General features: G+C 43.2%; 26 protein-coding genes. 19 read left to right on the forward strand and 7 right to left on the reverse strand.

Annotation, left to right across the window (positions count from 1 at the left end):
- The first annotated feature begins 135 nt into the window (after nucleotides 1-135).
- Nucleotides 136-309 (forward strand): hypothetical protein, encoded by a 174-nt coding sequence (locus K5Q92_RS09320; protein WP_202721980.1) that lies wholly within the window; start codon nucleotides 136-138, stop codon nucleotides 307-309.
- A gap of 192 nt (nucleotides 310-501) precedes the next feature.
- Here the strand turns inward: K5Q92_RS09320 and K5Q92_RS09325 are convergent, their stop codons facing one another.
- Entirely contained in the window at nucleotides 502-1,416 is a 915-nt protein-coding gene (locus tag K5Q92_RS09325) for a pyridoxal-phosphate dependent enzyme (RefSeq protein ID WP_220768755.1), read from the reverse strand.
- A 368-nt stretch (nucleotides 1,417-1,784) separates the two neighbouring features.
- Between K5Q92_RS09325 and K5Q92_RS09330 the strand changes: the two genes are divergently transcribed.
- Entirely contained in the window at nucleotides 1,785-2,192 is a 408-nt protein-coding gene (locus K5Q92_RS09330) for a YccF domain-containing protein (protein WP_220768732.1), read from the forward strand.
- Here the strand turns inward: K5Q92_RS09330 and K5Q92_RS09335 are convergent.
- Both K5Q92_RS09335 and K5Q92_RS09340 read right to left on the reverse strand, forming a co-directional pair.
- Nucleotides 2,189-2,965 (reverse strand): alpha/beta fold hydrolase, encoded by a 777-nt coding sequence (locus tag K5Q92_RS09335; RefSeq protein WP_220768733.1) that lies wholly within the window; start codon nucleotides 2,963-2,965, stop codon nucleotides 2,189-2,191. The genes K5Q92_RS09330 and K5Q92_RS09335 overlap by 4 nt on opposite strands.
- Before the next feature lie 37 nt (nucleotides 2,966-3,002).
- Entirely contained in the window at nucleotides 3,003-3,716 is a 714-nt protein-coding gene (locus tag K5Q92_RS09340) for a substrate-binding periplasmic protein (RefSeq protein WP_374758447.1), read from the reverse strand.
- A gap of 339 nt (nucleotides 3,717-4,055) precedes the next feature.
- On the opposite strand from K5Q92_RS09340, the gene K5Q92_RS09345 reads away from it, so the two are divergent.
- The gene (locus tag K5Q92_RS09345; RefSeq protein ID WP_220768734.1) at nucleotides 4,056-4,283 is read left to right on the forward strand and encodes a PGPGW domain-containing protein; all 228 of its coding nucleotides are present in this window, start codon (nucleotides 4,056-4,058) and stop codon (nucleotides 4,281-4,283) included.
- Between the two features lie 258 nt (nucleotides 4,284-4,541).
- A complete protein-coding gene (locus K5Q92_RS09350) occupies nucleotides 4,542-5,534 on the forward strand; it encodes a cytochrome-c peroxidase (protein ID WP_220768735.1) in 993 nt (330 codons plus the stop codon).
- 89 nt (nucleotides 5,535-5,623) lie between these two features.
- Here the strand turns inward: K5Q92_RS09350 and K5Q92_RS09355 are convergent, their stop codons facing one another.
- Together K5Q92_RS09355 and K5Q92_RS09360 are read right to left on the reverse strand one after the other, a co-directional pair.
- Nucleotides 5,624-5,986: a DUF6508 domain-containing protein gene (locus tag K5Q92_RS09355; RefSeq protein ID WP_374758445.1), complete on the reverse strand. Its 363-nt coding sequence runs from the start codon at nucleotides 5,984-5,986 to the stop codon at nucleotides 5,624-5,626.
- A 361-nt stretch (nucleotides 5,987-6,347) separates the two neighbouring features.
- The gene (locus tag K5Q92_RS09360) at nucleotides 6,348-7,241 is read right to left on the reverse strand and encodes a LysR family transcriptional regulator (RefSeq protein WP_220768736.1); all 894 of its coding nucleotides are present in this window, start codon (nucleotides 7,239-7,241) and stop codon (nucleotides 6,348-6,350) included.
- A 154-nt stretch (nucleotides 7,242-7,395) separates the two neighbouring features.
- On the opposite strand from K5Q92_RS09360, the gene K5Q92_RS09365 reads away from it, so the two are divergent.
- Both K5Q92_RS09365 and hppD read left to right on the forward strand, forming a co-directional pair.
- The gene (locus K5Q92_RS09365; protein WP_220768737.1) at nucleotides 7,396-8,556 is read left to right on the forward strand and encodes a homogentisate 1,2-dioxygenase; all 1,161 of its coding nucleotides are present in this window, start codon (nucleotides 7,396-7,398) and stop codon (nucleotides 8,554-8,556) included.
- Between the two features lie 91 nt (nucleotides 8,557-8,647).
- Complete coding sequence (gene hppD, locus K5Q92_RS09370) at nucleotides 8,648-9,688, forward strand: 4-hydroxyphenylpyruvate dioxygenase (RefSeq protein ID WP_220768738.1); 1,041 nt, start codon at nucleotides 8,648-8,650, stop codon at nucleotides 9,686-9,688.
- 151 nt (nucleotides 9,689-9,839) lie between these two features.
- Here the strand turns inward: hppD and K5Q92_RS09375 are convergent, their stop codons facing one another.
- On the reverse strand, nucleotides 9,840-10,757 hold the full coding sequence (locus K5Q92_RS09375; protein ID WP_220768739.1) for a LysR substrate-binding domain-containing protein: 918 nt from the start codon (nucleotides 10,755-10,757) through the stop codon (nucleotides 9,840-9,842).
- Nucleotides 10,758-10,968: 211 nt separating this feature from the next.
- Here K5Q92_RS09375 and K5Q92_RS09380 point away from each other — a divergent pair, with 211 nt between their 5' ends.
- The 7 genes from K5Q92_RS09380 (at nucleotide 10,969) to rihA (ending at nucleotide 18,101) form a co-directional block, all read left to right on the forward strand.
- Nucleotides 10,969-11,418 carry a DoxX family protein gene (locus K5Q92_RS09380; RefSeq protein ID WP_220768740.1) on the forward strand — a complete coding sequence of 150 codons (450 nt, stop codon included), beginning with the start codon at nucleotides 10,969-10,971 and terminating at the stop codon, nucleotides 11,416-11,418.
- A 45-nt stretch (nucleotides 11,419-11,463) separates the two neighbouring features.
- The gene (locus K5Q92_RS09385) at nucleotides 11,464-12,447 is read left to right on the forward strand and encodes a glutathione S-transferase family protein (protein ID WP_220768741.1); all 984 of its coding nucleotides are present in this window, start codon (nucleotides 11,464-11,466) and stop codon (nucleotides 12,445-12,447) included.
- A gap of 123 nt (nucleotides 12,448-12,570) precedes the next feature.
- Nucleotides 12,571-13,302: a pirin-like bicupin family protein gene (locus tag K5Q92_RS09390; RefSeq protein ID WP_220768742.1), complete on the forward strand. Its 732-nt coding sequence runs from the start codon at nucleotides 12,571-12,573 to the stop codon at nucleotides 13,300-13,302.
- Nucleotides 13,303-13,650: 348 nt separating this feature from the next.
- Nucleotides 13,651-14,271, forward strand: coding sequence for a LysE family translocator (locus tag K5Q92_RS09395; protein ID WP_220768743.1), 621 nt, complete (start codon nucleotides 13,651-13,653; stop codon nucleotides 14,269-14,271).
- 264 nt (nucleotides 14,272-14,535) lie between these two features.
- On the forward strand, nucleotides 14,536-14,862 hold the full coding sequence (locus tag K5Q92_RS09400; protein ID WP_220768744.1) for a hypothetical protein: 327 nt from the start codon (nucleotides 14,536-14,538) through the stop codon (nucleotides 14,860-14,862).
- A gap of 214 nt (nucleotides 14,863-15,076) precedes the next feature.
- Nucleotides 15,077-16,858: a gamma-glutamyltransferase gene (gene ggt / locus K5Q92_RS09405; RefSeq protein ID WP_374758446.1), complete on the forward strand. Its 1,782-nt coding sequence runs from the start codon at nucleotides 15,077-15,079 to the stop codon at nucleotides 16,856-16,858.
- 274 nt (nucleotides 16,859-17,132) lie between these two features.
- A complete protein-coding gene (gene rihA, locus K5Q92_RS09410; RefSeq protein ID WP_220768745.1) occupies nucleotides 17,133-18,101 on the forward strand; it encodes a pyrimidine-specific ribonucleoside hydrolase RihA in 969 nt (322 codons plus the stop codon).
- A 241-nt stretch (nucleotides 18,102-18,342) separates the two neighbouring features.
- On the opposite strand, the gene K5Q92_RS09415 is transcribed toward rihA, so the two are convergent.
- Nucleotides 18,343-19,305 carry an integron integrase gene (locus tag K5Q92_RS09415; protein WP_220768746.1) on the reverse strand — a complete coding sequence of 321 codons (963 nt, stop codon included), beginning with the start codon at nucleotides 19,303-19,305 and terminating at the stop codon, nucleotides 18,343-18,345.
- 249 nt (nucleotides 19,306-19,554) lie between these two features.
- On the opposite strand from K5Q92_RS09415, the gene K5Q92_RS09420 reads away from it, so the two are divergent.
- The 6 genes from K5Q92_RS09420 to rarD all read left to right on the forward strand — a co-directional run bounded on the left by K5Q92_RS09420 (nucleotide 19,555) and on the right by rarD (nucleotide 24,703).
- Nucleotides 19,555-20,574 (forward strand): IS110 family transposase, encoded by a 1,020-nt coding sequence (locus K5Q92_RS09420; RefSeq protein WP_220768747.1) that lies wholly within the window; start codon nucleotides 19,555-19,557, stop codon nucleotides 20,572-20,574.
- Between the two features lie 285 nt (nucleotides 20,575-20,859).
- Nucleotides 20,860-21,228, forward strand: coding sequence for a DUF4440 domain-containing protein (locus K5Q92_RS09425; protein ID WP_220768748.1), 369 nt, complete (start codon nucleotides 20,860-20,862; stop codon nucleotides 21,226-21,228).
- A 166-nt stretch (nucleotides 21,229-21,394) separates the two neighbouring features.
- Nucleotides 21,395-22,360, forward strand: a complete 966-nt coding sequence (locus tag K5Q92_RS09430; RefSeq protein ID WP_220768749.1) for an alpha/beta fold hydrolase — start codon at nucleotides 21,395-21,397, stop codon at nucleotides 22,358-22,360.
- A 147-nt stretch (nucleotides 22,361-22,507) separates the two neighbouring features.
- Nucleotides 22,508-22,963 (forward strand): hypothetical protein, encoded by a 456-nt coding sequence (locus tag K5Q92_RS09435; protein ID WP_220768750.1) that lies wholly within the window; start codon nucleotides 22,508-22,510, stop codon nucleotides 22,961-22,963.
- Nucleotides 22,964-23,092: 129 nt separating this feature from the next.
- Entirely contained in the window at nucleotides 23,093-23,425 is a 333-nt protein-coding gene (locus K5Q92_RS09440; protein WP_220768751.1) for a hypothetical protein, read from the forward strand.
- A gap of 336 nt (nucleotides 23,426-23,761) precedes the next feature.
- Complete coding sequence (rarD, locus tag K5Q92_RS09445; protein ID WP_220768752.1) at nucleotides 23,762-24,703, forward strand: EamA family transporter RarD; 942 nt, start codon at nucleotides 23,762-23,764, stop codon at nucleotides 24,701-24,703.
- Nucleotides 24,704-24,947: the final 244 nt, after the last annotated feature.

The raw sequence follows: 24,947 nt of genomic DNA on the forward strand, positions 1-24,947 counted from the left end.
GCTTGTATAAGCATAAAAAGATGAGTACTCTCACATAGAACTTAAAATTCATCTTTCGCAAAAATGCTAAGGATATCTTATTGTTAAAAAACACTACCGATAATAGGTAGCAATAAATATAAGGAGTGTGGCCATATGTCATACCTAGTAAATGGACATGAAATTACCGTTAACTTTCCAGTAGACTCAATTTCAGTCAACAAAACATCAATCGCCTTTACCGACAGTCGAGGCAAAAATAGACAGACCTTTTCTAAGCGTACCGAAGCGCTATCATTTATGAAATGGTTATTGTCTGGTAATAAATAAGCTAGCAACAGCTAAAAACTGACTCTTCGATACACCTCCTCTCACCGTATCGAATGTTTGTCTTCATAGGCAAACGAATAGGACTGAACATCTACTCAGCTATTTAGTCAAATTCATTTGGGTTAGGCCATACCTTAAAAAGGTATTAAGCCTAACCAAATGGAAACTTTCGTTCTGTTCCAATTTCCCTTACTAATAGCCATATTTACGTTGGTACCTAGGTAGCATAGTCGCATTACCTAATAAGCCACCTTGATGAATGTAAAGCATTGGCGACTTCGAATCGACCTCGAGTAATTTCTCAACACACATCCAGCCAAGAGGATCGTACAGCAGTTCAAACTCAATACCTGATGCACAAACCTTGTTATACATCTCGTAAAATGGCTTATACAGCTTACCGAAATGGTACTTCTTATCTAACTCGACAATCTGTGGGTGCAAACTCTCATCCGCAACAAGGTAGGTAAACTGCTGTTTTAAATATTCACGGTCTCCGACACACGCACAGGTAGATACTTGGATATGAGGCGCATTTATCGCGAGGAACTCACTGAGAAATACTGCAGTCGTTCCCGTACCAGAGGGTAAGAAAACCCGTAACTGACTTAATTGCTGCGCATTAGCCCACTCTATAACCTCTTGAGCCAGTTTGTGGACACCATATCTTGCATACTCACAGCGCCCACCCTCAGGTACAAACAGCAATTCATCGTTCCCTGGCAGCACTTTTTGTTCGATATATTCGATGCAACTCAACTCTTCTCGGTCGGCAACTTTAGATAGGTCAATCACATTGGCGCCATTAGCGATAGCCTGTGCATAATTGCCAACAGTCGAAGTGAGTACCTGCTTGGCTATATGATCGACATAGAAATCTAACTGTAATCCCTTAATTTTGGCGAGCGCCGACATGGAATATAGGGAGTTGGCAACGGGTGAGCCATGACCTACCAAAACCTTTTTCCCTACGACATCATTATCGAGAAAGTAAGCAAATTTTCGGGCTTTATTGCCAGAAAACGCTTCACTAAGCAGATCGTCACGTTTTACATAGATCTGAATACCATTAAAACTAATTGACTCTACAGGGGTATTAACTAACAAAGGCGATTTACTCACATTCCATTATTAATGCTTAACGAGGGTCACTTCAAACGACAACGTCCTGAAGATGAACTCGATAGCCGTTAATTTATCGATTGATTCTGACTAATGTCGCTATTGTAAACCTTATCTCTCACTGTGCGTAACCATTTAACGCGGTGATAAATAGCGTGTTTGAATTGAAAACATCAGTTAGTCAATCGCAATTATTAATCGTGTTTAAATCGCTAACAATTAGTCAAACCCGCTACTCCCACCCAATAACAATCTAAATAACTCTTTAAAATACAATAAAATACATTTTTGGCACGAAAATCGCTAAAGTATGATTTGCCCACATGGGCAAGTGTAAATATAAGGAGCCGTTAATGGCAGTACTTCGTTTAGTGTTTAATATTGCTTGGTTTGTTTTAGGTGGATTTGTGATGGGACTCGCATGGTGGCTCGCTGGGCTGCTCTGCTTTATCAGCATTATTGGCATCCCATTCGGTAGAGCCTGTTTTGTGATCGGCGAAATGACATTCTGGCCTTTTGGACAAGACTCCATCAACAGACGCACACTGACAGGTAACGAAGACATTGGAACCGGTGCATTTGGTATGGTGGGGAACATTATCTGGTTCCTATTTTTCGGGATCTGGTTAGCGATAGGTCATATCGTCCATGCGCTGGCTTGTGCCGTCACCATCATAGGGATCCCATTTGCCTTTCAGCACCTAAAGTTAGCCATTTTGAGCTTAACGCCTATCGGTCAAACTGTGGTTGCAAAAGCTTAAGGTTTTGCAAAGAAACTCTCGATTAGCTGCTGACAAAGCTTTTCGGGACAATCCAAGCTCAGGTCATGTCCAGCGTAGTCAAACTCTATAAGCTTGCTCCGATAATGCCGAGCAAGCTTTTGACTGCAGTCAGGATTAACCAACTTATCCTCCAAACCGCTCACTAGCGTTATCGGTACACCAATCACCGCCGGACAATTGAACTGCCAACAGGCCCAAAGTTGCCGTAGCACATTGGTAAAACGCGTATGGATTTTTGCTCGGTATTGAGTCCACTTAAGCGCTAGGCGGAGGTTATTTTTTTGAGTCACACTCGTTAAGGCAATAATCGTGGCTTCCAGTAGACTGCTCTTCGGGGCTTTAACTCTGCGGCGAAATGCGCTAAACACAGCACCAATTTGAAAACGCTGATACCAAGGTGACAAATTCGCCGCGCTAGTGTTGAGCACAGCCAGACCTTTTATTTTACCGTCACGGACAGTGCACTCAGGCTGTGGCTCTAGACTTGCCATCTGCAGGGCTACCATGCCGCCCATTGATAGCCCGACGAGATAACAGTCATCACTGGTCATCCGGCGAAGGCGTAAAAGGAGTTCCTTGGCATATTCATCAATATTCAATGGGCTCTTGCAATGAACAAAGTCGCCATTACCTAAAATATCTAGCGAGATAACCTTCCCTCCATTAGGCACTCTCTTTTGCAGCAAATGAGCAAACTCGCTCCAATGTCGTTTATCCCGCATCAAGCCACGAATTAACACCACAGTTGCCACCTATGCTCCTTTTTTACTCAAAAACGTACTTAGTCCCCTATTGGGCCATGTTTTGCTTCAAAATCTTTTGTATATCTATCTTAGTTATTCCCAGATTAAAGCGATCCCGCCATTTGCGACCATCCGCATCATTTTTAAAAGCAATGAACAGCTCTTTGTAGGTCAATAATTTCTTATTAAATTGAAGTTTGTCTCGAATATGTGCCATGTTCGGTTGGGCAAGCAGATACTGCAGCACATGCTCATCGATAATCGCTGCATCTATCCGGCCAGTAGCCACCTTATTCAAATTATGCAGATCCGATGCGACCGCTTCAAAAGGCTGGCTGCCTTGAGCAATCATCTTGTCAAGCTCACTGGTATTCACATAATCTTTAACGATCCCTATCGTATAGTGATTAAGATCCCTTTGTTGCATCCAACTAATAGGGTGTGACTTTTGCTCCACTATACCTAGAGCACTTCTACCCATCGGCAGTGAGAAAATAAACTTATCGGTCGGGTAAGCATATTCAGGAAGGTAACCTGAATATTTAGAGTCATTACGCGATGCCATTCTTACGGCTCGACTCCAGGGGTAGAAATCTACAACGAGTGTATGTCCTACGGCCTCCAGAGCAGCTCTCGCGACTGCAATGCTGGCGCCTTGGTTCTTTAACTGTGCGCCTGAAAAAGGCGGCCAGTGTAGTGACGTTAAATATAAGGTCTCTGCATAAAGGGGATTTGAAAAACCGATAAACCATAGGCACAAACAGACTCTAGCGAGCCTTCTACAAAAAGCTCGCCAAACGGTTGAAAGCTGAATAGACACGTTAAGAGCGGATCTCACATTCCCACCTTAAACTCACAGCAACTGCCGATATACTCTCCCTTGCTACGCTGTCAGCACTTTGCTTTAACTACTCCAATATTTTAGTCAAAACCTTGGATAACACCAGTCGCAGCCCTGCTCTCACCAAGAGTTCAGGCAAAAATCCACCTAGGTTTCATCTAAGGAGTCTTTGTTACAATTAAGCCAAATCATCACTTTAACTTTGGTTTACACTAATAGTTAGCAATGACAAACAGATTACTGAAGAAAGGTGACTATATGATGAAAAAAGCAATTATTACGCTAGTTGGCGCAACGCTGACGCTAGCTGGCACGCTATTAATCATTCTGCCTGGTCCGGCTTGGTTGCTGCTGCCCATAGGCCTTGCAGTATTGAGCCTTGAATATCCTTGGGCACGCCACTGGCTGAAGAAAAGCCAAGATCACCTCAGTCATACAGCACGTTGGATAGATAGAAAAATACTACTGCGAAAGCTAAACAAATAATAATGAGACCGTTTTGGCTTTTCTTAAACGGTTTTTTATCTCAATAAAGCTCTAATGAGGATTAGGACTGCGACTCTGACTTAATACTTGTTCAACCTACCTAACATTAGGTAGCCTGTCTGCGACCTATATCGCAAAATATCAATCCAAATCCACGATAGTCCTAATCGAAACAAAGCGTTATATTCTTTTTCCAAAGCTCATTATTATTGCCTCATAAATTAACCCTACAAACTGCAATGTTTACTTGAGGTCATTATGAATAAGCTTAGTTTACTCTCCATCGCACTACTTTCTACCTTATCTGTCAGCGCAAATGCCGCGAAAGAACCCATTGAAATCATCCCTGCGGCTGTGATCACCAACCCAGAGAAAGTAGAACTTGGTAAAATGCTGTTTTTCGAACCAAGATTATCCAAGTCAGGTTTCATTTCATGCAACTCTTGCCACAACTTATCAATCGGTGGCGTTGATGCACTACCGACATCAATCGGTCATAACTGGCAAGAAGGCCCAATTAACTCACCTACCGTACTTAATGCAGAGTATGGTCTAGCACAGTTTTGGGACGGTCGCGCCAAAGATCTTAAAGAGCAAGCGGGTGGACCGATTGCCAACCCTAAAGAGATGGGCTTTAGCCATGAGCTAGCCGTAGACACTGTACGGTCTATGCCTGCTTACCAGGCACGCTTTGAAAAAGTGTATGACTCTAAAGATGTTAACATCGATATGATCACCGACGCGATTGCAGAGTTTGAAAAAACCTTAGTCACACCAAACGCACCGTTCGATCTATACCTTCAGGGTGATAAAGATGCAATTTCGGAGCAGGCCAAGGCGGGTTACCAACTATTCAAAGATAAAGGCTGCGTAAGTTGTCACAATGGCCCAGCTGTTGGTGGCACCATGTATATGAAGATGGGCCTTGTTAAGCCATTCCACACCAATAATCCAGCTGTGGGTAGAAAAGGCGTTACAGGCAAAGAAGCCGATAAGTTTGTATTCAAGGTCCCAACATTACGTAATATCGAACTTACCTACCCGTACTTCCATGACGGTAGCGTTTGGGAGCTTGAAGAAGCAGTTAACACCATGGCCGATATTCAGCTTGGGCAGAAACTATCAGATAAAGAGGTGAAAGAGATGGTCGCATTCCTTAACGCTTTAACTGGTGAGCAGCCACAAATCGTGTTACCAATCTTGCCACCTTCTAACAAGAACACGCCTCGCCCCGTGCCATTTGAAGGCTAAGCGCGCTTAATCATAAGCAAACCAAAAGAGCCGCATTTTGCGGCTCTTTCTATTTTATAGCTACAAGGGCTTGGGCGGAAAATATCTTATTAAACAGCCTTTTGATAGTAGAGACTTTGAAAACGATCCAAGATGGCAATTAACACCCCTTGGCAACGCATGTTACTTAAGATGCCGGGACTAAACCTATCGATACGAGCCATGGCGGTTAACAGGAGCTGGCACTCGTAAAACGACGCATCGGCTATGTATTCGGGTCTATCCACCATATAGCTATTCTGATACCACTCGCTCCAGTTAAATGACTCCAGTAAGAGACCAGCCTTGTTAAGATCGGCGACAAATTCTTGAAGCCTTTTATCGGAGACATGATGCTCTCCTAGCTTAAGATCGCTTACATACTTACTGTACAGGCTAGTAACGTAACCTTGCAAAATTGAGTTGTTCATCATAAACCTCCACCTAACCTAGGTAGCTATACATCTTAAATTGACGCCGAGCCATAATCGGCTACTAACTTAAGTCTGCATATGCTGTACCAAGCTTCATTAAGGCTATTCTAATAAATGTAAACTGAACTCAAGCTTAACGTTTAGAGTTGAGTTAAAAATCTTAATTTCAATCATTTAATTAATTCCTTAGTCAATTAACATTTAACACCTAGAGACAAAAGAGCTGCTATGTAGGCTCACTTCGAATCTTGTTGCATAGTGGTAATGCCAGAGGCGTAGTCGCATTTCTATATCCATTCTGCAAATCTAGTGTGGGTAAAATTGACAAGCGCTCGACAATAAGCACAGGGGTTTCCTCGTGCTAGGTATTTTCCGAAGCAAACTCCTCCATAATTAAACTAGTAAACAGGCGTCCCGCTCGACCGAGTGGACGCTCCATGGTTGAAACCAGCTGAGGGGTAAAGCTGTAGCGACTGCCACCGCTAAAATCCACTTCAACAAGTTCGCCACGGCTAAGCTCCTCTTCAATAAGAAAGTCTGGCATCCAACCAAAGCCAAGCCCCATCATGAGTGCGTCCTTCTTCATCATAAAGCCTGAGAGGTAAAACACCTTATCTCCCCCAAACTGCAACTCATCTCGGTAATGTTTATCGGCCGAAGAGTCTTCAATGGTCAACTCCACATGGTGCTGTAGTTCGAATAAACTCAGGCTTTGCTCTTTCGCTAAAGGGTGCTCAGCACTGACCACCAATACACTGGTGATCTGCGGCAGTGGTTGAGGACGATAATTAGGGCCAGTGCGGTAATCTTTAACTAACATCAGATCGGCACTGTCCCGCTCGAACCTATCTTGAACGCCCCCCAAGAACTCCATATTAAGTTGAACCTTTGTCGGCAACTGTAGTTGCGACAGCCGTTTAAGCGCCCGCATTATCGGATTCATCGGCAGAGCACCATCGATAATAATCTCAAGTTTAGGCTCCCAGCCTTCACTAAATCGACTGGCTAGATGTTCAATATTGGCCAGATACTGCAGCAGCTTTTGCCCCTCAGCCAAGATAACCTCTCCCTCGGGGGTTAGCTCGGCCCGGTATTGGTCGCGACAAAAAAGGTTTACACCAAGATGTTGCTCGAGCTTCTTCACTTGATAACTCACCGCAGATTGGGCTTTATGCAGGCGCTCTGCGGCCTTAGCGAAGCTGCCCTCTTCGACTAATACCTGTAACACTTTAAAAGCGTCGACATCGATGCGCATAAACTTCTCTCCCGTAAACCAAAGCTGACCATCAAAAAATTAGATTGAGTTAGGTTAATTATTATTCTTTTTTTTGTTCATTCAAGCAACTAAATTGAACCTAGATCACATTATTATCTTGATAAGTGCGCTTGAGCGCCGAAGGAAAGCGAATATGCCATCTTATGTGAAGCAAGGAATGGTGCCCCCTAAGCGCCATATCACATTTAAAAAAGACGATGGAGAGCTCTATCGTGAAGAGCTGTTCTCTACCCATGGCTTTTCTAATATCTACTCCAATAAGTACCACCACAACATGCCAACTAAGGCATTAGCGGTGAGTCCTTACAGCCTATCTCATGGTGAAGACTGGCAAGATTCTTTAGTACAGAACTATAAACTCGACACTAAAAAAGCTGACAGCAGTGGTAACTTTTTTAGTAGCCGTAACAAGATATTCTTTAATAATGATGTGGCCATGTATACCGCCAAAGTCAGCGAAGATTGTGACGAGTTTTACCGTAACGCCTATGCCGATGAAGTGATCTTTGTTCACGAAGGTCAAGGCACACTCTTGAGCGAATATGGCGCACTAACCGTTAAAAAATGGGACTATCTCGTGATCCCTCGGGGCACGACTTACCAATTAAAGTTTGATGACTACAGCAATGTACGCCTATTTGTCATCGAGTCATCGAGCATGGTTGAAGTCCCTAAGCATTTTCGAAATGAATATGGCCAAATGCTTGAGTCTGCTCCCTATTGTGAGCGCGACTTGCGCACACCTGAATTACAAGATGCCATCGTAGAGAAAGGCGATTTTCCGCTTATTTGTAAATTTGGCGACAAGTATCAACTCACCTCACTTGAGTGGCATCCATTCGACTTAGTGGGTTGGGACGGCTGCGTCTATCCTTGGGCGTTCAATATTCAGGAATATGCGCCTAAGGTTGGTAAGATCCACCTTCCACCGTCGGATCACTTAGTCTTTACCGCACACAATTTTGTGATCTGCAATTTCGTTCCCCGTCCCTACGATTTTCACCCTGAGTCGATCCCCGCGCCCTATTACCACAGTAACATCGATAGCGATGAAGTGCTGTATTACGTTGACGGCGATTTTATGAGCCGCACGGGGATCGAAGCGGGTTATATGACATTGCATCAAAAAGGAGTTCCCCACGGACCACAGCCTGGTCGCACTGAGGCCTCTATCGGTAAAACCGAAACCTACGAATACGCAGTGATGGTCGATACTTTCGCCCCACTGAAACTAACAGAACATGTAAAACATTGCATGAGCGACGACTACAACCGCTCTTGGATTGAAAGCTAACCAAGACGATTTTTTCAAGACTTTAAGCTATCAAAAGAAGCCATCAATAGAATGGCTGGTATGTAGCAACAAATTGACAGAGGACACAACAATGGCAAGCGAACAAAACCCACTGGGCCTACTCGGCATCGAATTCACCGAGTTTGCGACACCAGAACAAGACTTCATGCATCAGGTCTTTATCGACTTCGGATTTTCACTACTAAAGAAGTCTAAATCAAAAGACATTCTGTACTACAAACAGAATGACATTAACTTTTTATTGAATACCGAGCGCAAAGGGTTTTCTGCCGAGTTTGCTAAGAGTCACGGCCCAGCGATTTGCTCTATGGGTTGGCGCGTTGAAGATGCACAGCTTGCTTTCGATGGTGCGGTAGCACGCGGAGCAAAACCTGCCGATGAAGCCGCAAAAGATATGCCTTATCCTGCAATTTACGGCATTGGTGATAGCTTAATTTACTTTATCGATACCTTTGGTGCAGACGATAATATCTATGCGACTGACTTTGAAGACTTAGACGAGCAGATCATCGTTCAAGAGAAAGGTTTTATTGAAGTAGACCACCTTACCAATAATGTCTACAAAGGCACTATGGAGTATTGGTCAAACTTCTATAAAGATATCTTCGGCTTTACAGAGGTACGCTACTTTGACATCAAAGGTTCGGAAACTGCACTTATCTCTTATGCACTGCGCTCGCCAGATGGCAGCTTCTGTATCCCTATTAACGAAGGCAAAGGCAACGAAAAGAACCAGATCGATGAGTATCTACGTGAATACGATGGTCCGGGCGTACAGCACCTCGCGTTTAGAAGCCGTGACATAGTAGCTTCACTCGATGCGATGGAAGGCACATCGATTCAGACCTTAGATATTATCCCTGAGTACTACGATACCATCTTCGACAAATTACCGCAGGTAACCGAAGACCGTGATCGTATTAAGCATCATCAGATTTTGGTCGACGGTGACGAGAGTGGTTACCTACTGCAGATCTTTACCAAGAACCTATTTGGTCCCATCTTTATTGAGATCATCCAACGCAAGAATAACCTAGGCTTCGGTGAAGGTAACTTTACCGCCCTATTTGAGTCGATTGAGCGTGATCAAAAACGTCGCGGTGTGCTTTAACTCAAAAATGATTTAGTACTAAAGCGACTCAACACTAAAAGGCAGAGAGTACGCAAACTGGCAGCAGCCCAATCGCTAAAGCGCTAGGGCTGCTTTTAACCTTGTGTTGCTAGCACTTTTACCACATGAGCTTTCATATAAATTTGCTCATTTAAGCATTTGGATTATTTTTTTCCTCTAGTAACATCGCTTTTAGCCTATTCAGCCCTTTGCCTTTATTTGTTATTTTCCACGCCATAAACAACTCTTGAGGTGCTGGTTTGTCTTCTAATTCAATTGCAACCAACTCTCCAGATGCAAGGTAGGGGTGAGCCATAGATAGTGGTAAGTGACCAATACCTATCCCAGCAAGAATCGCAGCAATCTTTTGCATAATAGAACTCACATAAAAATGTTGACTGCCTTGGAGCAAGTTAGCTGACCATGGAATTTCATGTTTCGCCGTATCATGCACAATAATGTTTCGATATTGACTTAATTCACTTGCTTGAATCGGCTCTATAGCGTGCAATACTTTGACAGCAAGCTCATGCGATTTGCTAACAACCAATACACTGTTTAACTCCCCAGTCTTTATTGCTCTGATCCCTTTTTGATTAGGTACGGGAGCTGGCGCGCCAATCACTAAATCCACTTTATCTTCAATTAATGCTTCCCAAGTGCCATTCATAACCTCTTCTTGCACATCAACTTCAATGTTTTGATGTTCAGATAAAAATTCTTGTATGACAGTAAATACAGGCTTGATATCAATAATGGAGTCGCAAGCGATGCGAATTTTAGGCTCCCAGCCATTGGCGATGGTTTGCGTTTGCTCTGACAAAGTATTGATTGCAGATAAGAGCTTACGGCCTTCCGCTAATAAATGCTTACCAGCAGGTGTAAGCACTGCTCGCCTTCCTTGTCGTACAAACAAAGTTACGCCTAATTGTTCTTCTAGTTTTTGCACTATATAAGAAAGTGCTGAAGGGACTTTATTTAATTGCTCTGCTGCTGCGGCATAACTGCCGCGATGTTCAATCGCATCTAAGACCATTAATGCTTCAATGCTAAGCGGAGGCGTATTCATTGTTTAACCTTCATTGTTTTTTAGCCAAGTTTTATGTCGACAATGAGTGAGCCACTCCCCCTCATTAAATGTTCAATTTTTTTGAACAAACAAAACAAATATTAAGGGTTATTCAATGATCATTCAACTTATACAATAGCGACATATTAACAAGAACCCATTATTAAGACGTCACTAATAATGACGTTGAATTACTATTAAGGTGAAAATCATGAACATTAAAAGCATTGCTCGCATCATCACTAAAACTGAACAATCAGCATCAACACTACCACTACGTTTAATTGCTGGAATAATTTTTATGGCTCATGGCGCACAAAAACTATTTGCTTGGTTTGGTGGTTATGGCTTAGAAGGAACGGGGCAATGGATGGAATCAATTGGACTTGCCCCCGGTTACTTAATGGCATTAATGGCTGGTAGCGTAGAGTTTTTCGGCGGTATATTATTAATAGTCGGGTTGCTGACCAGACCAACCAGCTTTGTTTTAGCTATCACTATGATCGTCGCTATTGTTAGTGCCCATATTGATAACGGCTTATTCATGGCAAACAATGGTTACGAGTTCGCGCTGACATTGCTCGCTATATCAATCTCATTAGTGTTTAGTGGCGCAGGTAAGTTGTCTGTTGATAACGCAGTCGCGCAGCGTTTAGCTTAATCAATCGTAAAAACAGAAACCAACTTATCACTCGAGGCTCCTACCATGACATCAGTAAAGAACAGCTGGAACAGCAGTATCAAAAATGGCGAGTATCAGCGTAAAGAGTCACAATTTAGGCATTGGATAACCCCAGATGGCAGTGCCGGCATTAGCGGGCATGGAGGATTTAAAGCAGAAGCTGACCGTTATCATTTATACGTATCACTTGCTTGCCCGTGGGCGCATCGAACCTTAGTTTTCCGCCAGCTAAAAGGCTTAGAGGATTTAATTACCGTAAGTGTTGTGCATCCAGATATGCATGATAAAGGCTGGAGCTTTAAGCATGATGAATCATCTGCACAGCTTTATGGCACAACGGGTGATGAGTTATACGGAGATCGCTATATTGCTGACAAGTATCTCTCTCAAGACCCCAATTATAGTGGCGTGAATAGCGTACCAATTTTATGGGACAAGAAAAACAACGTCATCGTTAACAATGAATCATCAGAAATCATTCGCATGTTCAATAGTGCCTTTAATGACATTACCGGCAATACACTTGATTTTTATCCAGAGCATTTACGGGAAAAAATTGATATTGAGAACGAGCGGATTTATCACAACATTAATAATGGTGTGTACAAAACAGGTTTTGCAACGACACAAGAAGCCTACGATAAAAATGTTAGCGCCTTATTTTCAGTACTTGAACAGCTTGAGAGCAAACTATCGACACAGCGATATTTAACAGGGGATGAGCTGACAGAAGCAGACTGGCGCTTGTGGGTTACCTTAGTACGTTTTGATTCGGTTTATCACACGCACTTTAAGTGTAACCTAAAGCTAATCGAGCAATACAACAATCTTTACCGCTTTATGTTAGAGCTATACCAAATACCTAATATTGCTAAAACTGTTAATCAAGCACATATAAAACGTCATTACTATGCCAGCCATTTAGCTATAAACCCCTACGGTATTGTACCAATAGCCCATAAACAAGATTGGACAGTTCCTCATGCTAGAGATGAGCAATTTAGCTAAAACATACGAGCAAACGCAGATATGTCACCCAATATAATATTTGATGCTCGTATAGCTCATTGATAACAAGAATTACCGCTCTGTTTATCAATGAGATTTATATTTAAAGCGCAAGGAGATCTTATGATCAAACATTATCCCTATAACGGTTTAGGCTATGCTAACCACGGCTGGCTCAAAACTAAACATCACTTTAGCTTTGCTCATTACTATAACCCTGACCGTATGGGCTTTGGTAAACTACGTGTTGTCAATGATGACTGGGTTGAAGCTGGCATGGGATTTCCATCTCACCCACACAGGAATATGGAGATTATCAGCTTCATTCGCTCAGGCGCGATCACCCATCAAGACAGTAGCGGAAACAAAGGCATCACTGCAGCGGGTGAAGTGCAAGTAATGAGTGCAGGCTCAGGCATTATGCACTCGGAATATAATCGCACCAAAGACCCATTAACCCTTTATCAAATTTGGATTGAGACTAATAAGCAAAACGTTGAGCCTCGCTGGGAAAGTCAAAAATTCCCTACGCTGCAGCAAGAATCACTAACGCTGTTGGTATCAGGGTATAATGAGGACAAAAGCAAGGGAGAGAGCGAGCCGCTTTTTATCAACCAAGAAGCACGTATCTATGGTGGCCGATTAGCCCAAGGGACAATGATAGAGCATCATATTAACAATCAGGCTTACATTTTAGCCTCTAGCGGTATGTTCGACATTGTAGATACCTCGGGGAGGCAAATAGACAAAACCTCCATGAATAAAGGTGATGGCGCGGAGGTCACTCAGTCAAAATCCATTTTATTAAGCGCTACAACCGATTGTGAAATCATTATTATTGATACAATCGATTAGCCAAGTTATTACCACGATACATAATCAATCCTTAAGTGTTTCAAGCTATTAACCAACCACCAGCATAAACAACGGCCCTATCATCAGCTCAATTTCACCGTGAGAATTGGCCTTCTAATGTGACAGCACCTCATGATCATTCGTGGTGAAATTCTGCACTTTAGAAAAGCTCGCTAGAGCGATATTGACTGGGTTAACCATAGCTTTGCTTCCAGCGTGCTTGATATTACTAAAAACCTGCCTCTCGGCAGATTTTTAGTAATATCAGCTCTACCCTAAGTTAGGTTTATTCTCTACACTATGCCCCTTTTCTATCTATGCTCGATTAATCTCAATTTAAACTAAATAATGCCAGACTTAACTTTATTAGCGGTGTTTTTACCGACCTTCTTCTTTGTTTCTATTACCCCAGGTATGTGCATGACCTTAGCCATGACACTTGGCATGAGTATTGGCTTTCGCCGCACCCTATGGATGATGGTTGGTGAGCTGGTTGGTGTCGCCTTAGTTGCCGTTGCTGCGGTGATGGGCGTTGCTAGCATCATGCTTAACTACCCTGAACTTTTTGCCATATTGAAATGGGTAGGCGGGCTGTACCTGTGTTATATCGGCGTCAATATGTGGCGTTCAAGAGGCAAGATGGCCATCATTGAAGGTCAGCAAACGCCTAGCGTCAGTAATGTAGAATTGATCTCACAGGGCTTTTTCACCGCTATCGCCAACCCTAAAGGCTGGGCGTTTATGGTGTCACTACTGCCGCCTTTTATCAGTGTCGAGCGAGATGTTGCTCCGCAGCTTATCGCGCTGGTCAGCATCATTCTATTCACTGAGCTCATTAGCATGATGGCCTATGCCGCTGGTGGTAAGAGCCTGAGAATATTCCTAAGTCGTGGCGACAATATCAAATGGATGAATCGCATCGCTGGTAGCTTAATGCTCGCCGTTGGTATCTGGTTAGCGCTGGGCTAATCCTAATTTAAGCGCGAGACGTAAGTTTACTCCAATAATGCCAAGCCAATGCTTGGCATTTTTATTTATCTTTTTCGGCTACCCCACCATTTACAGCCGTCATCATTGGGTAATAAACAAGGCAAGGCTATCAGAAACAAGTAGTGAATATCGACTGAGCTATGACAGAGCTCGCCAAGCAGACAGTTGGTTATACAGGTGTATTACCATGATGGGTTACACACCTGTATAATCACCTGAATACAACTTACAGAGAACTGCGATATGCCCAGAAAATTAATCCTAAGTTTCACTTACACTATTAATGCCTTAATCATGACTATGGGTTTACTCACCTCAACCACCTCAGGTGCAATGACCATCGAAGGCAAGAAAGTATCGGTCATCGCCAATGACGCAACTATCTATGTATCAGCCTACATGGCCCCCGTGCTGTGCTCAAAAGGTGGCATAAAACTAACTGCCGTTGGCGAGTATGCTGTCGATATTGTCTCGCTCTACTGCCTAAATGAAGCGCAGGTAGATAAACTCATCGAAGGGCTACAAGAAGCGAAAGCCGAATCGGCAAGACTAAAGGCATTGTCGAAATAGAGCGTTGGCAAACACGAGTAAAAAATAGCACTGCGAATACTCATAGGCTAACGCTGCACACTTGCATTTGTTTTCTATTAACGTCACATTGCTGTCATAAGGTTTGAAATAACAATGTCATCACTAATTGTATTCAAGCCTTCATAGACAACGACTAGCGTTTAGCGATAACAATAAATACAAAGGATTGAAAATGTGCGCCTTTAAGACTCTCATGTTTACACCACGCTCGCTTAAATCTGATTCCCTTAAAGCTTATTCGATTAAAGCATTGGCCTTCACCATTTCAATGGCTATCCCCTTAGCGCTTACGGCCACAACTCCCCTGCCAGCGATGGCCAAAGAAACCTCTATCTATAGCCATATTGCCACCGCTCAGCCTATCTGGGCCAAACACGGCATGGTGTCGAGTCAAGAAGCCCTTGCCACGCAAGCGGGGGTTGAAATCTTAAAACAGGGGGGAAATGCCGTCGATGCGGCGGTAGCCGTTGGCTTTAGTTTAGCGGTAACCCTGCCAAGAGCCGGCAATATCGGCGGTGGCGGATTTATGCTGGTTCACTTAAGCGAGCCTAACAAAACCATCGCCATCGATTACCGCGAAATGGCGCCCGCTAAGGCCCACCGCGATATTTTTCTCGATAAGGATGGCAACCCCGTTAACAAACTCAGCCGCGAGCACGGTTTAGCTGTCGGCGTTCCCGGCACTGTGATGGGCATGGAGCTGGCTCTCGAAAAATACGGCACCATGACCATGAAACAAGTAACCGATACTGCGATTAAAATGGCTAAAGATGGCATTATCGTGACCCCTGATCTACAAGCCTCATTATCGGGACTTAAGAGGCGCATCGCACAATGGCCCAGTTCTGCCGAAATTTTTTACAAAGCCGATGGCAGCGATTATCAAAGCGGTGAGTTATTAAAACAGCCCGAACTTGCACACTCCTTGTCACTCATTGCCAAACACGGCAGTAAAGGCTTCTATCAAGGCGAAACCGCAGACAAGCTGGTTAAAGCCATTCAAGAGGCTGGTGGGATCATGACCTTAGCCGATCTCAAAAACTATAAAGTGATTGAGCGCGAGCCTGTGGTCGGAGAATATAGAGGCTATCAGGTAGTATCTATGCCACCTCCCTCTTCTGGTGGCATCCATATTATTGAGATGCTCAATATGTTAGAGGGTTATCCGATTAAGGAGTTAGGTCACAACACCGCCGCCACATTGCACTTAATGACCGAATCCATGAAACGCGCCTATGCCGACCGTAGCGAATACTTAGGCGATCCAGACTTTTATGATGTGCCTGTCAACGCACTGCTCAGTAAAGATTACGCCAAGCAACTCGCCAAACAGATCTCACCCGACAAGGCGACACCTAGCAGCGAAATTAAGCCCGGCAAACTTGCCCCCTATGAGAGCAATCAAACCACACACTACTCTGTGGTTGATAAGTGGGGTAACGCCGTCTCTAACACTTATACCCTCAACTTCAGTTATGGCTCGGGTCTCGTGGCAAAAGGCACGGGGATTTTGCTCAATAATGAAATGGATGACTTTTCAGCCAAGCCTGGCACCCCGAACGGTTATGGTTTAGTGGGCGGCGAAGCCAACGCCGTTGAAGGCAATAAGCGCCCATTGAGCTCAATGAGCCCAACCATAGTGATGAAAGACGGCAAGCCCTATATTGTCACGGGTAGCCCAGGCGGGTCGCGCATTATCACTACAACCATGCAGATCATCATGAACGTCATCGATCACGACTTGAATATTGCCGAGGCGACCTATGCCCCTCGTGTTCACCATCAATGGCTACCGGACGTACTGCGGGTTGAGCACTCTCTTAACCGCGATACCCAAAGCTTGCTAAAAGCTAAAGGTCACGAGGTGAAAGTCAACAATGCCATAGGCTCTACTCAGTCGATTATGCTGACAGAGCAAGGCATATTTGGCGCCAGTGATCCCCGCCGCGCAGGTAGTCAGACAGCTGGTTACTAATAGTGATTTCTAGAGAGCTATTTATTTACTGAAGCTTTGCAATTAAGCCACTAAAACATAAGAGCGACACTCGGCCCTTACTAATATCGCGATAGTAAGGGCCGTTTTTATGAGTTGTGCAAAAGCTAGACAAACACGTAAACATTAAGCAAAACATCTGCGTAGCAGCCCAAAGCGATTACTCAGTCACAGTTTTCGATTCTATAACTCACTAGGATGCTAAACAAAGCTAAAACAGCCATTTAAATAGTCACTCATTTTGCGGAGCCAAACAATGAGCCCTACACAAGCAAACCAACAATCCCAAAAAGTAACCCCCATTATCCTCGACTGCGATCCAGGCCATGACGATGCCATTTCCCTAATTTTGGCCATGAGCAGCAGCGCATTAAAGCCGTTAGCCGTCACCACCAGTGCGGGCAACCAAACCCCAGATAAAACCTTAAACAACGCACTACGTATTCTAACGCTACTAGAGCGTCACGATGTCCCAGTTGCTGCGGGAGCACCTAAGCCTTTAGCTCGTGAGCTGATCATTGCCGATAACGTTCATGGTGAGAGTGGCCTAGATGGCCCAAAACTACCCGATCCGGCTTTTGAGCCACTATCGATTTCAGGTATCGAATTAATGGCGCAGAAAGTCCGTGAAAGCGATGAAGCTGTCACTCTTGTGCCATCTGGCCCACTGACCAATATCGCACTGTTTTTAGCTACTTACCCAGAGCTGCATAACAAGATTGAGCGTATCGTACTGATGGGCGGCGCAGCCGAAGCTGGTAACTGGACACCTGCAGCTGAATTTAACATCTTCGTCGATCCTGAAGCGGCTGATATGGTGTTTAAGTCGGGTATACCTATCACCATGTGCGGCCTAGATATCACTCACCAAGCACAGATCATGGATGAAGATATTGAGCGTATTCGTACCATTAACAACCCAGTCGCCAAGTGCGTCGCCGAACTTTTGGATTTCTTTATGATCTACCACAGAGATCCAAAATGGGGATTTGAAGGTGCGCCGCTGCACGACCCTTGCACCATCGCATGGTTACTCAAGCCTGAGCTATTTACCTCATATAATTGCTGGGTCGGTGTTGAAACCAAAGGCGAATACACCCAAGGAATGACGGTGGTTGACCGTTATCAGTTAACCAATAATCCACACAACACCCAAGTATTGTGCAAACTTGATAGACAAGGATTTGTAGACTTAATTGTTGAGTGTTTAGAAGCTTACAACTAATTAGTTTAGCCTTCGAATGAAGGCTGATTACATTTTCTTTGAGCTGTAGCTACGGGGAAGTGTGTACTGCATTTTAACTTCATGGATATCAATCGCCTGCAGCGTGCTTATGTGCTGACACTGCTGCAGCACGGTGAGTAAAGCGAAACTTTGTGTGACAGACGAGAAGCAAGGATTCTGAACTGGCCGTTAGATATGGACATTGTTACAAGTCAATCTAGAAGACTCTCGTTTAAGTAGATTAAAGATTATCTAGCGGGCTAACGGTTCCAGCATAATGTTGACCAAGCACATGAGTATAGATTTGAGTGGTATTAACATCATTGTGACCGAGTAGCTCCTGAATGCTTCTTATATCTCTCCCTGCAAGAAGTAAATGTGTAGCAAAGCTATGCCTAAAGGTATGGCATGTAACACGCTTGATGATATTAGTTTTTCGCACCGCTGCCGCAAGCGCTTTTCGAATAACACTCTGATGTAAATGGTGTCGACAGTAGGTTTTAGTATAAGGGTTATCACTTGTGGTACTTGATGGGAAAACAAACATCCATCCTGCTTGCCTAAATGCATTGGGGTATTTACGTTCTAATGCATTGGGTAAAGATGGCCCAATACCATTGGTATTGTCTTTAATTTGAATAGCACGCGCAGCATCAATATAAGCAGGGAGTTTATTAGCACATTTTTGACTGAGAATGGTTTGTCTATCTTTGTGGCCTTTTCCATTTCTGACAGTGAGTGAGCAACGTGCAAGATCGATATCCTGAATACGCAATCTCAAACATTCTGAGATACGTAGCCCGCTGCCATAGAGTAACTGGACAATAAGCTGGTCTCGCCCATTGAGCTGGCAAAGAACCTCTGCAACTTCGTCTGTTGAAAGTACAATAGGTAACTGCCTTTGCTTGGTTGCATATCTAAAGCCCAAGTCACCTAACTCTTGTTTTAAGTGCTTATGATAAAGATACACAAGTGCATTAAGCGCAACCTTCTGTGTATTAATTGCGACATTACGCGAGTTAGATAAAAAGCTTAAGAATTGCGTCACTTCAGCATGCCCCATGACTTCTGGGTGGCGCTTTCTTTGAAAGTTGATAAAGGCTTTAATCCAATATAAATATGCTTTTTCAGTTTTGATACTATAACCGCGCATACGCATACCTTGACTCACTTGAGTCAAAAAAGGGCTTTTTTTAGCTGTCATGGGAAGTCACTCTTAAACTGTTTATTTATACAGTATTATCTGCTTTGCTCATTTTTCCAGAAAAATATTGTACAAATGATGCGCACTTATACTTGAGGAGAAAATATTTGTCCTGTAACATCAATGCCTTATATTGGTGTTTATTTAAATAACAGGTTTAATAAACGCGCATGCGCACTATACAAATAATGAGATGGACGCTCCTCCCTTTTACGTTGTCTAAATGATTTTACGTAAGTGGAGAAGATTATGAATAACATTTCAGTTGTTGGAGTCGATCTAGCGAAAAACGTTTTTCAAATCCATGCTGTAGATGCTAAAGGCAGAACTCTTGTCCGGAAAATGCTTCGTAGAGCAAAGTTTTTGAATTTTTTTGGCAATATACCTCATTGCTTGATCGGTATGGAGGCATGTTCAAGTTCTCACTATTGGGCTAGAGAAATAGAAAGACTAGGCCATACGGTCAAACTTATGGCTACACAGTATGTGAAGCCATATGTGAAAACAAACAAAAATGATGCGAATGATGCAGAAGCCGTTTGCGAAGCTGTAACTCGACCCAACATGCGCTTCGTCACGGTGAAAGATGAAGAGCAACAAGCTCTGCTATTAGTTCATAGAGAACGAGATGGCATAGTGAAAGAACGGACATCATTGATCAATCGTATTCGTGCCTCCTTAGCTGAATTTGGTATTGCCATTCCAGTAGGGCCAAGAAGGCTGCATAGCTGGTTTAGAGATGATTTTTCAAGTGCTGAACAGTTATTGCCTCAACTAATGGTTTGTCATGTGCTGAGAATGAAGAGAAGGCTTAATCAATTAGAGTCTGATCTAGATGTGCTGGAAAAAGAAATAGCTCAATCAAGTAAAGGCAATCCACAATGTCAGCGCTTAGAGGCTGTACCGGGTATAGGTCGACTCACGGCTTCAGCATTAGTTGCCAGTATTGGTACAGGCAAAGAGTTCAAATCTGGGAGACAGCTTTCGGCTTGGCTAGGGCTAGTCCCCAAACAAAGCTCTAGCGGAGGTAAGCCACGATTATTAGGGATCAGTAAGCGTGGTGATGGTTATTTAAGGCGTTTATTTATTCATGGTGCTAGAGCGGTAATACGGCACATGAACCCAAAACGGAAAGTCACAGTGTGGCTGCGAGATTTAGAATGCAGAGCACACAAAAATGTTGTCATTGTCGCGCTAGCCAACAAATTGGCAAGGATAGCGTGGTCAATGCTAGCAAATGGAACTGATTACGATGAGTCATTCATCTAGTTAGTTGGTAATAAATTAAGTAAAGACACTCAAAGGTTTGCGTAGGCATAAAGAGAATTGAAGACAAAATAGGTAAGACCGTAGCTCATTAAAACTGACCCTAACATCGTATGTAAGAATACGTCCAAATGATTAGTCATGAGCTAGCGGAACTCATCAGGGATCAAGGCTTAAGCCTTAACTAGAATCCGAATAGATGGCTGCAATACCAACTTTGAATTCAATGACAATTTAGCTTGCACAAAACGGAGCGTCCATAGATGTTAGGAAGCACCCGAGGGTTCAATGGACGAATTAGGCACGGCAATAATCACCTTAGAAGAATATTTGTTTCGTTCTAGTACTCGCGCTTCAGCAGCAGAGCTTCAAAAACTGATAGCGGACGATTTTATTGAAATCGGTGCGGCTGGAAATCAATTTGGTAAATCCGAGGTTTTGTCTCGTCTTCCTAGTGAAGATGCTCCTGAAATTACGGCAGATAACTATGAGTTGAGAAGATTGAGCGACGAGTGTGTTCAGCTGCTTTACCGAGCAACACTTAAAAGAAGAGGCGACACTGAACCATCGTATTCAAAGCGTTGTTCTATTTGGGCTATGAACTCAGGTAGCTGGCAAATGTGCTATCACCAAGGAACACCATGCCAGCCTTTCTGAATGGTGCTCCTAACAATGCACTATAGGCGGATTCCAGACAGGCCGGCTCCCGCTAAGTGGAGCGTTAGGTATTTATTTGACCATTTTACTCATTTTCAAGATAAATACTCGTAAGTAAATTTATCAATAAACAAAATATGGTTTAGTTTGTATTCAGGGAAGCAGGATGGAAAAACAAGTAGAGAAGATCAGCGACAGCCGAAGAGATATGCTAAAAAAAGCCACTGCAATGGTAACCATTGTCGCGACTAGTGGCCTCACAGGTAATGTTCAGGCACAAGCACAAAATGCTGTTGCTAATTCGAGTAAAGTGGAACCCAAATATTTACCAACTCCAAAACAGGTTCCTGCAACTGAAGGTGTTTTGCCACTCTCAGGTGGTGCAGGGCTTTATTACTGGGATACAGGCGGTGAGGGTCCAGCAATTGTACTTTCACATCCAGGTAGAGGTAGCGCATTAACTTGGCCTTATCAACAACCTGCTTTTGCTAAAGCAGGGTTTAGAACAATTGCATATTCAAGACGCGGATATTTTGGCTCTCCAGCCGGTTCAAAAAATGACACCGGTAATTATGCTGATGATCTTAATGCTTTAGTTGAGCATTTAGGTGTAGATAAATTCCATATTCTGGGTCTGGCAGCGGGAGGTTTTGCTGTTTCTGATTATGTAGTTTCTTATCCCGAAAAACTACTTAGTATGACTATCGTCTGTAGCCTCTTTGGCTTATGGGATAAAAGTATCGATGAACGACTAGACTTTATTCTTCCTAAAGCTTTTGGTGATTTACCGCCCGAGTTTAAAGAGCTTGGCCCCTCCTATCGTTGGGCGCACCCTGAAGGGGTAAAGGATTGGATTGAAATGGAGAAAAAGTCTAAAGGTGATGGGGTTAGGCACGGACAAAAAGCGAAAAGTAATATTACATGGGACAAAATTAGAGCTGCTAATGTTCCTACTTTTTTTATTGCAGGTGGGGCTGACTTATATCAACCGCCTTCTATGATGCGAGCTGCCGCTCGAGAAATACCCCATAGCGAGACACTTGTGGTTCCAGAAGCTGGGCACGCTGTCCAGTGGGAACAGCCTGAAACATTTAATCGTTCGGTTCTCGAGTTTTTCAGAAAACACAGTTAAATTCTCTTGGACGAGTTAAAGTTGAGCAATACCTAACAAGTCACTCAAAAGGACAAATAACAGTTGGCTTTTGCTCCTTCGTCGCTTATTTTAGCCAACAATTATTTGCCTCTTAGTGAGGCGTTAGCAATATTGCAGGAGGCATAGTTGGGTAGATATCAATTTAAAAAGCATTATTATATTAGTCCCTTAAGTGAACCACTTTTATGTCTTCTTTTATGTATTCCATTTTTGTTTTTTAGAGAAAGCATTCCTGATAATCTCTGGGGAAAAGCTATTTTTCTTATAGGAGGTATACCGTTCCTATTAATTTGGCTAGTTGATCGTATTTATAAGGTAATTAAACACCCAAAATTATTTGTATTTGATTTAACTTCAAACAGTTTAATTATTGATGGTGCTGTTTACTCCTTTGATGACTTAAAGTTTTTTTACATATCAGAAAATGATGATGCTTTTAAGATGGAGTTTGAGTTTCCTAGCCCTAAACAATTTGAAGCAGGATATAACCTTAAAACACTTGGTATGTATAAACTTGACTCATCACTACAAGAGTTTAATGATTCAATAAAAAACATGAAACATATAAAAACGTTCTCATAGGATTAAACATATTGCTAACAAGGCAATTAAACGGAAAATTTACAGTTGGCTGTTTTTCGTTCCTCAAACATTTTAGCCAACAGTAATTTTCCGCTTATTGCGGCGTTATGTTTCTAAGGATGGAATAGTTTGAGCGAATTTATTACCGCAATTTGGCCGTTACTCTGCCTTTCAATGTTCCCTTTAGCTATATGGTATTTGGTGGAAGCAAAAAGTGTTTTGAATCTCATCAAGTCCAGTCACCCACAGGTTTGGCTTGAACTGGGAAAGCTTCAACTTATCAGAAACAACACCATCAGTAATTCTTTTAAGTTTATGGTATTTATACTAAAAGCTGACTATAGATCGCTTAATGATGATACCTTATCAAGGAAGGGGAATTTACTAAGAGTTTTGTTAATTGGCGGACATTTGGTAGCTTTATTTGCATTTATTACCCCGATAGTTATTGGTCGACTGTAAACATAACAAGCCTCTGAATTAAGATTCACCAACGATATGTGGGGTCAGTGTAAACTTTATTTAAACACCATAAATTTACTAATTCCATGACCTACCTATAGACCTTTAGCACTAAATGACTTTTGTCCAAAAGCGCTCTACCCTCTTGTTAATGAGACCATTGATTACGAATGCTTAGGCGATAAATAAAAGGTATTAAACTAAATCCTTATCTACAGCAGTCCCCTTAACTACATATAAATCAATTACGCAAGGTGATTCAAGTCACACTCTTTACTCCCAGCTAATGAGAAAATAGCGGCCTTTCATAGCCTAACCCATTCCAGCTAAATTCTTATGCAATCCACAATATCAAACAACGCTGCCTCTTCATTTAAAGGCAACGCACTCGCTGCTTTCTCATTTCTGTTATGGGGCTTGATGCCACTCTATTATCACTTTCTTCCTAATGCGAATATTAACGAGTTATTGGCGTTTAGGATCTTGTTCTCTGTCCCCTTTATGGTACTCGTATTTCTGCTCATGGGCCGTAGCTTGCCCACTATTTCACAGCTTAAAGCCGACAAGAGGTCGGTACTACTCTGTGGACTTGCATCCCTTATCATGTGTGTCTCTTGGTATAGCTTTACTTGGGCGATTACCCATGGGCAAGTGCTTGCGGCCAGCTTAGGCTTTTTCATTAACCCGCTCTTTGCGATTGGTTTAGGTGTACTGTTTCTTGGGGACAAACTAACTGCAGCGCAAAAAATGGCTGTGGTATTGGGTACTTGTGGCATAAGTTACATGGTCTACAGCTACGGCGAACTGCCTTGGCTTGCACTCAGCATGGGCAGTTTTTTTGCTCTCTACGGCTTATGTAAGAAGTTTATTCGCTTCGACTCGCTCACCTCTGTAACAATAGAGGCACTTTTATTGATGCCGATTGCCGCGATCTATTTATTATGGCTGTGGAGCTCTGATCAGAGTGTAGCGATATCGGCTGCATTATCAGGACAAACATCGGTATTACTGCTCTATATCGGCTCGGCGCCCGTAACCTTAATGCCTTTAGTCTTCTTTGCATTGGCCATTAGAGCCACCAGCTTATCTATGATAGGACTGATGCAATATATCGAGCCTAGTTTGCAGTTCTTGCTGGCTGTGATTGTATTCAATGAAGTGTTTGATCAAGTTAAAGCGGTAAGTTTCGCCCTGATCTGGACGGGACTCTTGTTATGTTCATTAGAAGCTCTGCCGGCGCTAAGACACAAGTACCGAGCCAGCCGACATCCTAGTTAATACATTCTTATGAGAACCGCAGCCATTAGTGTTGCGGTTCACCTCTCCTTCCGGTCTAAGAAGGGGCTAGATTCTAGGACGCTTCGCTGCGAGGACGGACTTCGTCCTGCTAGGAACATCAAAAGCATGACGGGCTAAAGCCCGACCTACAACAAAACACCGCTTTTCCGTAAGCGCAGCGTACCGTGAGTGACGCAGTCACGTTCCCTAGGCCACAGGCCGTTCCGCTGTTACCGTCTTTGCT

This window comes from Shewanella sp. MBTL60-007 (assembly GCF_019654915.1).
Lineage (GTDB): Bacteria > Pseudomonadota > Gammaproteobacteria > Enterobacterales > Shewanellaceae > Shewanella.

What these genes read in the sequence shown, in the direction of transcription:
- K5Q92_RS09430 (WP_220768749.1), top strand. Translation starts at nt 21,395, where the DNA reads ATGGAAAAACAAGTAGAGAAGATCAGCGACAGCCGAAGAGATATGCTA.
- rarD (WP_220768752.1), top strand. Translation starts at nt 23,762, where the DNA reads ATGCAATCCACAATATCAAACAACGCTGCCTCTTCATTTAAAGGCAAC.
- hppD (WP_220768738.1), top strand. Translation starts at nt 8,648, where the DNA reads ATGGCAAGCGAACAAAACCCACTGGGCCTACTCGGCATCGAATTCACC.
- K5Q92_RS09425 (WP_220768748.1), top strand. Translation starts at nt 20,860, where the DNA reads ATGGACGAATTAGGCACGGCAATAATCACCTTAGAAGAATATTTGTTT.
- K5Q92_RS09395 (WP_220768743.1), top strand. Translation starts at nt 13,651, where the DNA reads ATGCCAGACTTAACTTTATTAGCGGTGTTTTTACCGACCTTCTTCTTT.
- K5Q92_RS09400 (WP_220768744.1), top strand. Translation starts at nt 14,536, where the DNA reads ATGCCCAGAAAATTAATCCTAAGTTTCACTTACACTATTAATGCCTTA.
- K5Q92_RS09390 (WP_220768742.1), top strand. Translation starts at nt 12,571, where the DNA reads ATGATCAAACATTATCCCTATAACGGTTTAGGCTATGCTAACCACGGC.
- K5Q92_RS09385 (WP_220768741.1), top strand. Translation starts at nt 11,464, where the DNA reads ATGACATCAGTAAAGAACAGCTGGAACAGCAGTATCAAAAATGGCGAG.
- rihA (WP_220768745.1), top strand. Translation starts at nt 17,133, where the DNA reads ATGAGCCCTACACAAGCAAACCAACAATCCCAAAAAGTAACCCCCATT.
- K5Q92_RS09415 (WP_220768746.1), bottom strand. Translation starts at nt 19,305, where the DNA reads ATGACAGCTAAAAAAAGCCCTTTTTTGACTCAAGTGAGTCAAGGTATG.
- K5Q92_RS09355 (WP_374758445.1), bottom strand. Translation starts at nt 5,986, where the DNA reads ATGATGAACAACTCAATTTTGCAAGGTTACGTTACTAGCCTGTACAGT.
- ggt (WP_374758446.1), top strand. Translation starts at nt 15,077, where the DNA reads ATGTTTACACCACGCTCGCTTAAATCTGATTCCCTTAAAGCTTATTCG.
- K5Q92_RS09330 (WP_220768732.1), top strand. Translation starts at nt 1,785, where the DNA reads ATGGCAGTACTTCGTTTAGTGTTTAATATTGCTTGGTTTGTTTTAGGT.
- K5Q92_RS09420 (WP_220768747.1), top strand. Translation starts at nt 19,555, where the DNA reads ATGAATAACATTTCAGTTGTTGGAGTCGATCTAGCGAAAAACGTTTTT.
- K5Q92_RS09345 (WP_220768734.1), top strand. Translation starts at nt 4,056, where the DNA reads ATGATGAAAAAAGCAATTATTACGCTAGTTGGCGCAACGCTGACGCTA.
- K5Q92_RS09360 (WP_220768736.1), bottom strand. Translation starts at nt 7,241, where the DNA reads ATGCGCATCGATGTCGACGCTTTTAAAGTGTTACAGGTATTAGTCGAA.
- K5Q92_RS09350 (WP_220768735.1), top strand. Translation starts at nt 4,542, where the DNA reads ATGAATAAGCTTAGTTTACTCTCCATCGCACTACTTTCTACCTTATCT.
- K5Q92_RS09365 (WP_220768737.1), top strand. Translation starts at nt 7,396, where the DNA reads ATGCCATCTTATGTGAAGCAAGGAATGGTGCCCCCTAAGCGCCATATC.
- K5Q92_RS09375 (WP_220768739.1), bottom strand. Translation starts at nt 10,757, where the DNA reads ATGAATACGCCTCCGCTTAGCATTGAAGCATTAATGGTCTTAGATGCG.
- K5Q92_RS09320 (WP_202721980.1), top strand. Translation starts at nt 136, where the DNA reads ATGTCATACCTAGTAAATGGACATGAAATTACCGTTAACTTTCCAGTA.
- K5Q92_RS09380 (WP_220768740.1), top strand. Translation starts at nt 10,969, where the DNA reads ATGAACATTAAAAGCATTGCTCGCATCATCACTAAAACTGAACAATCA.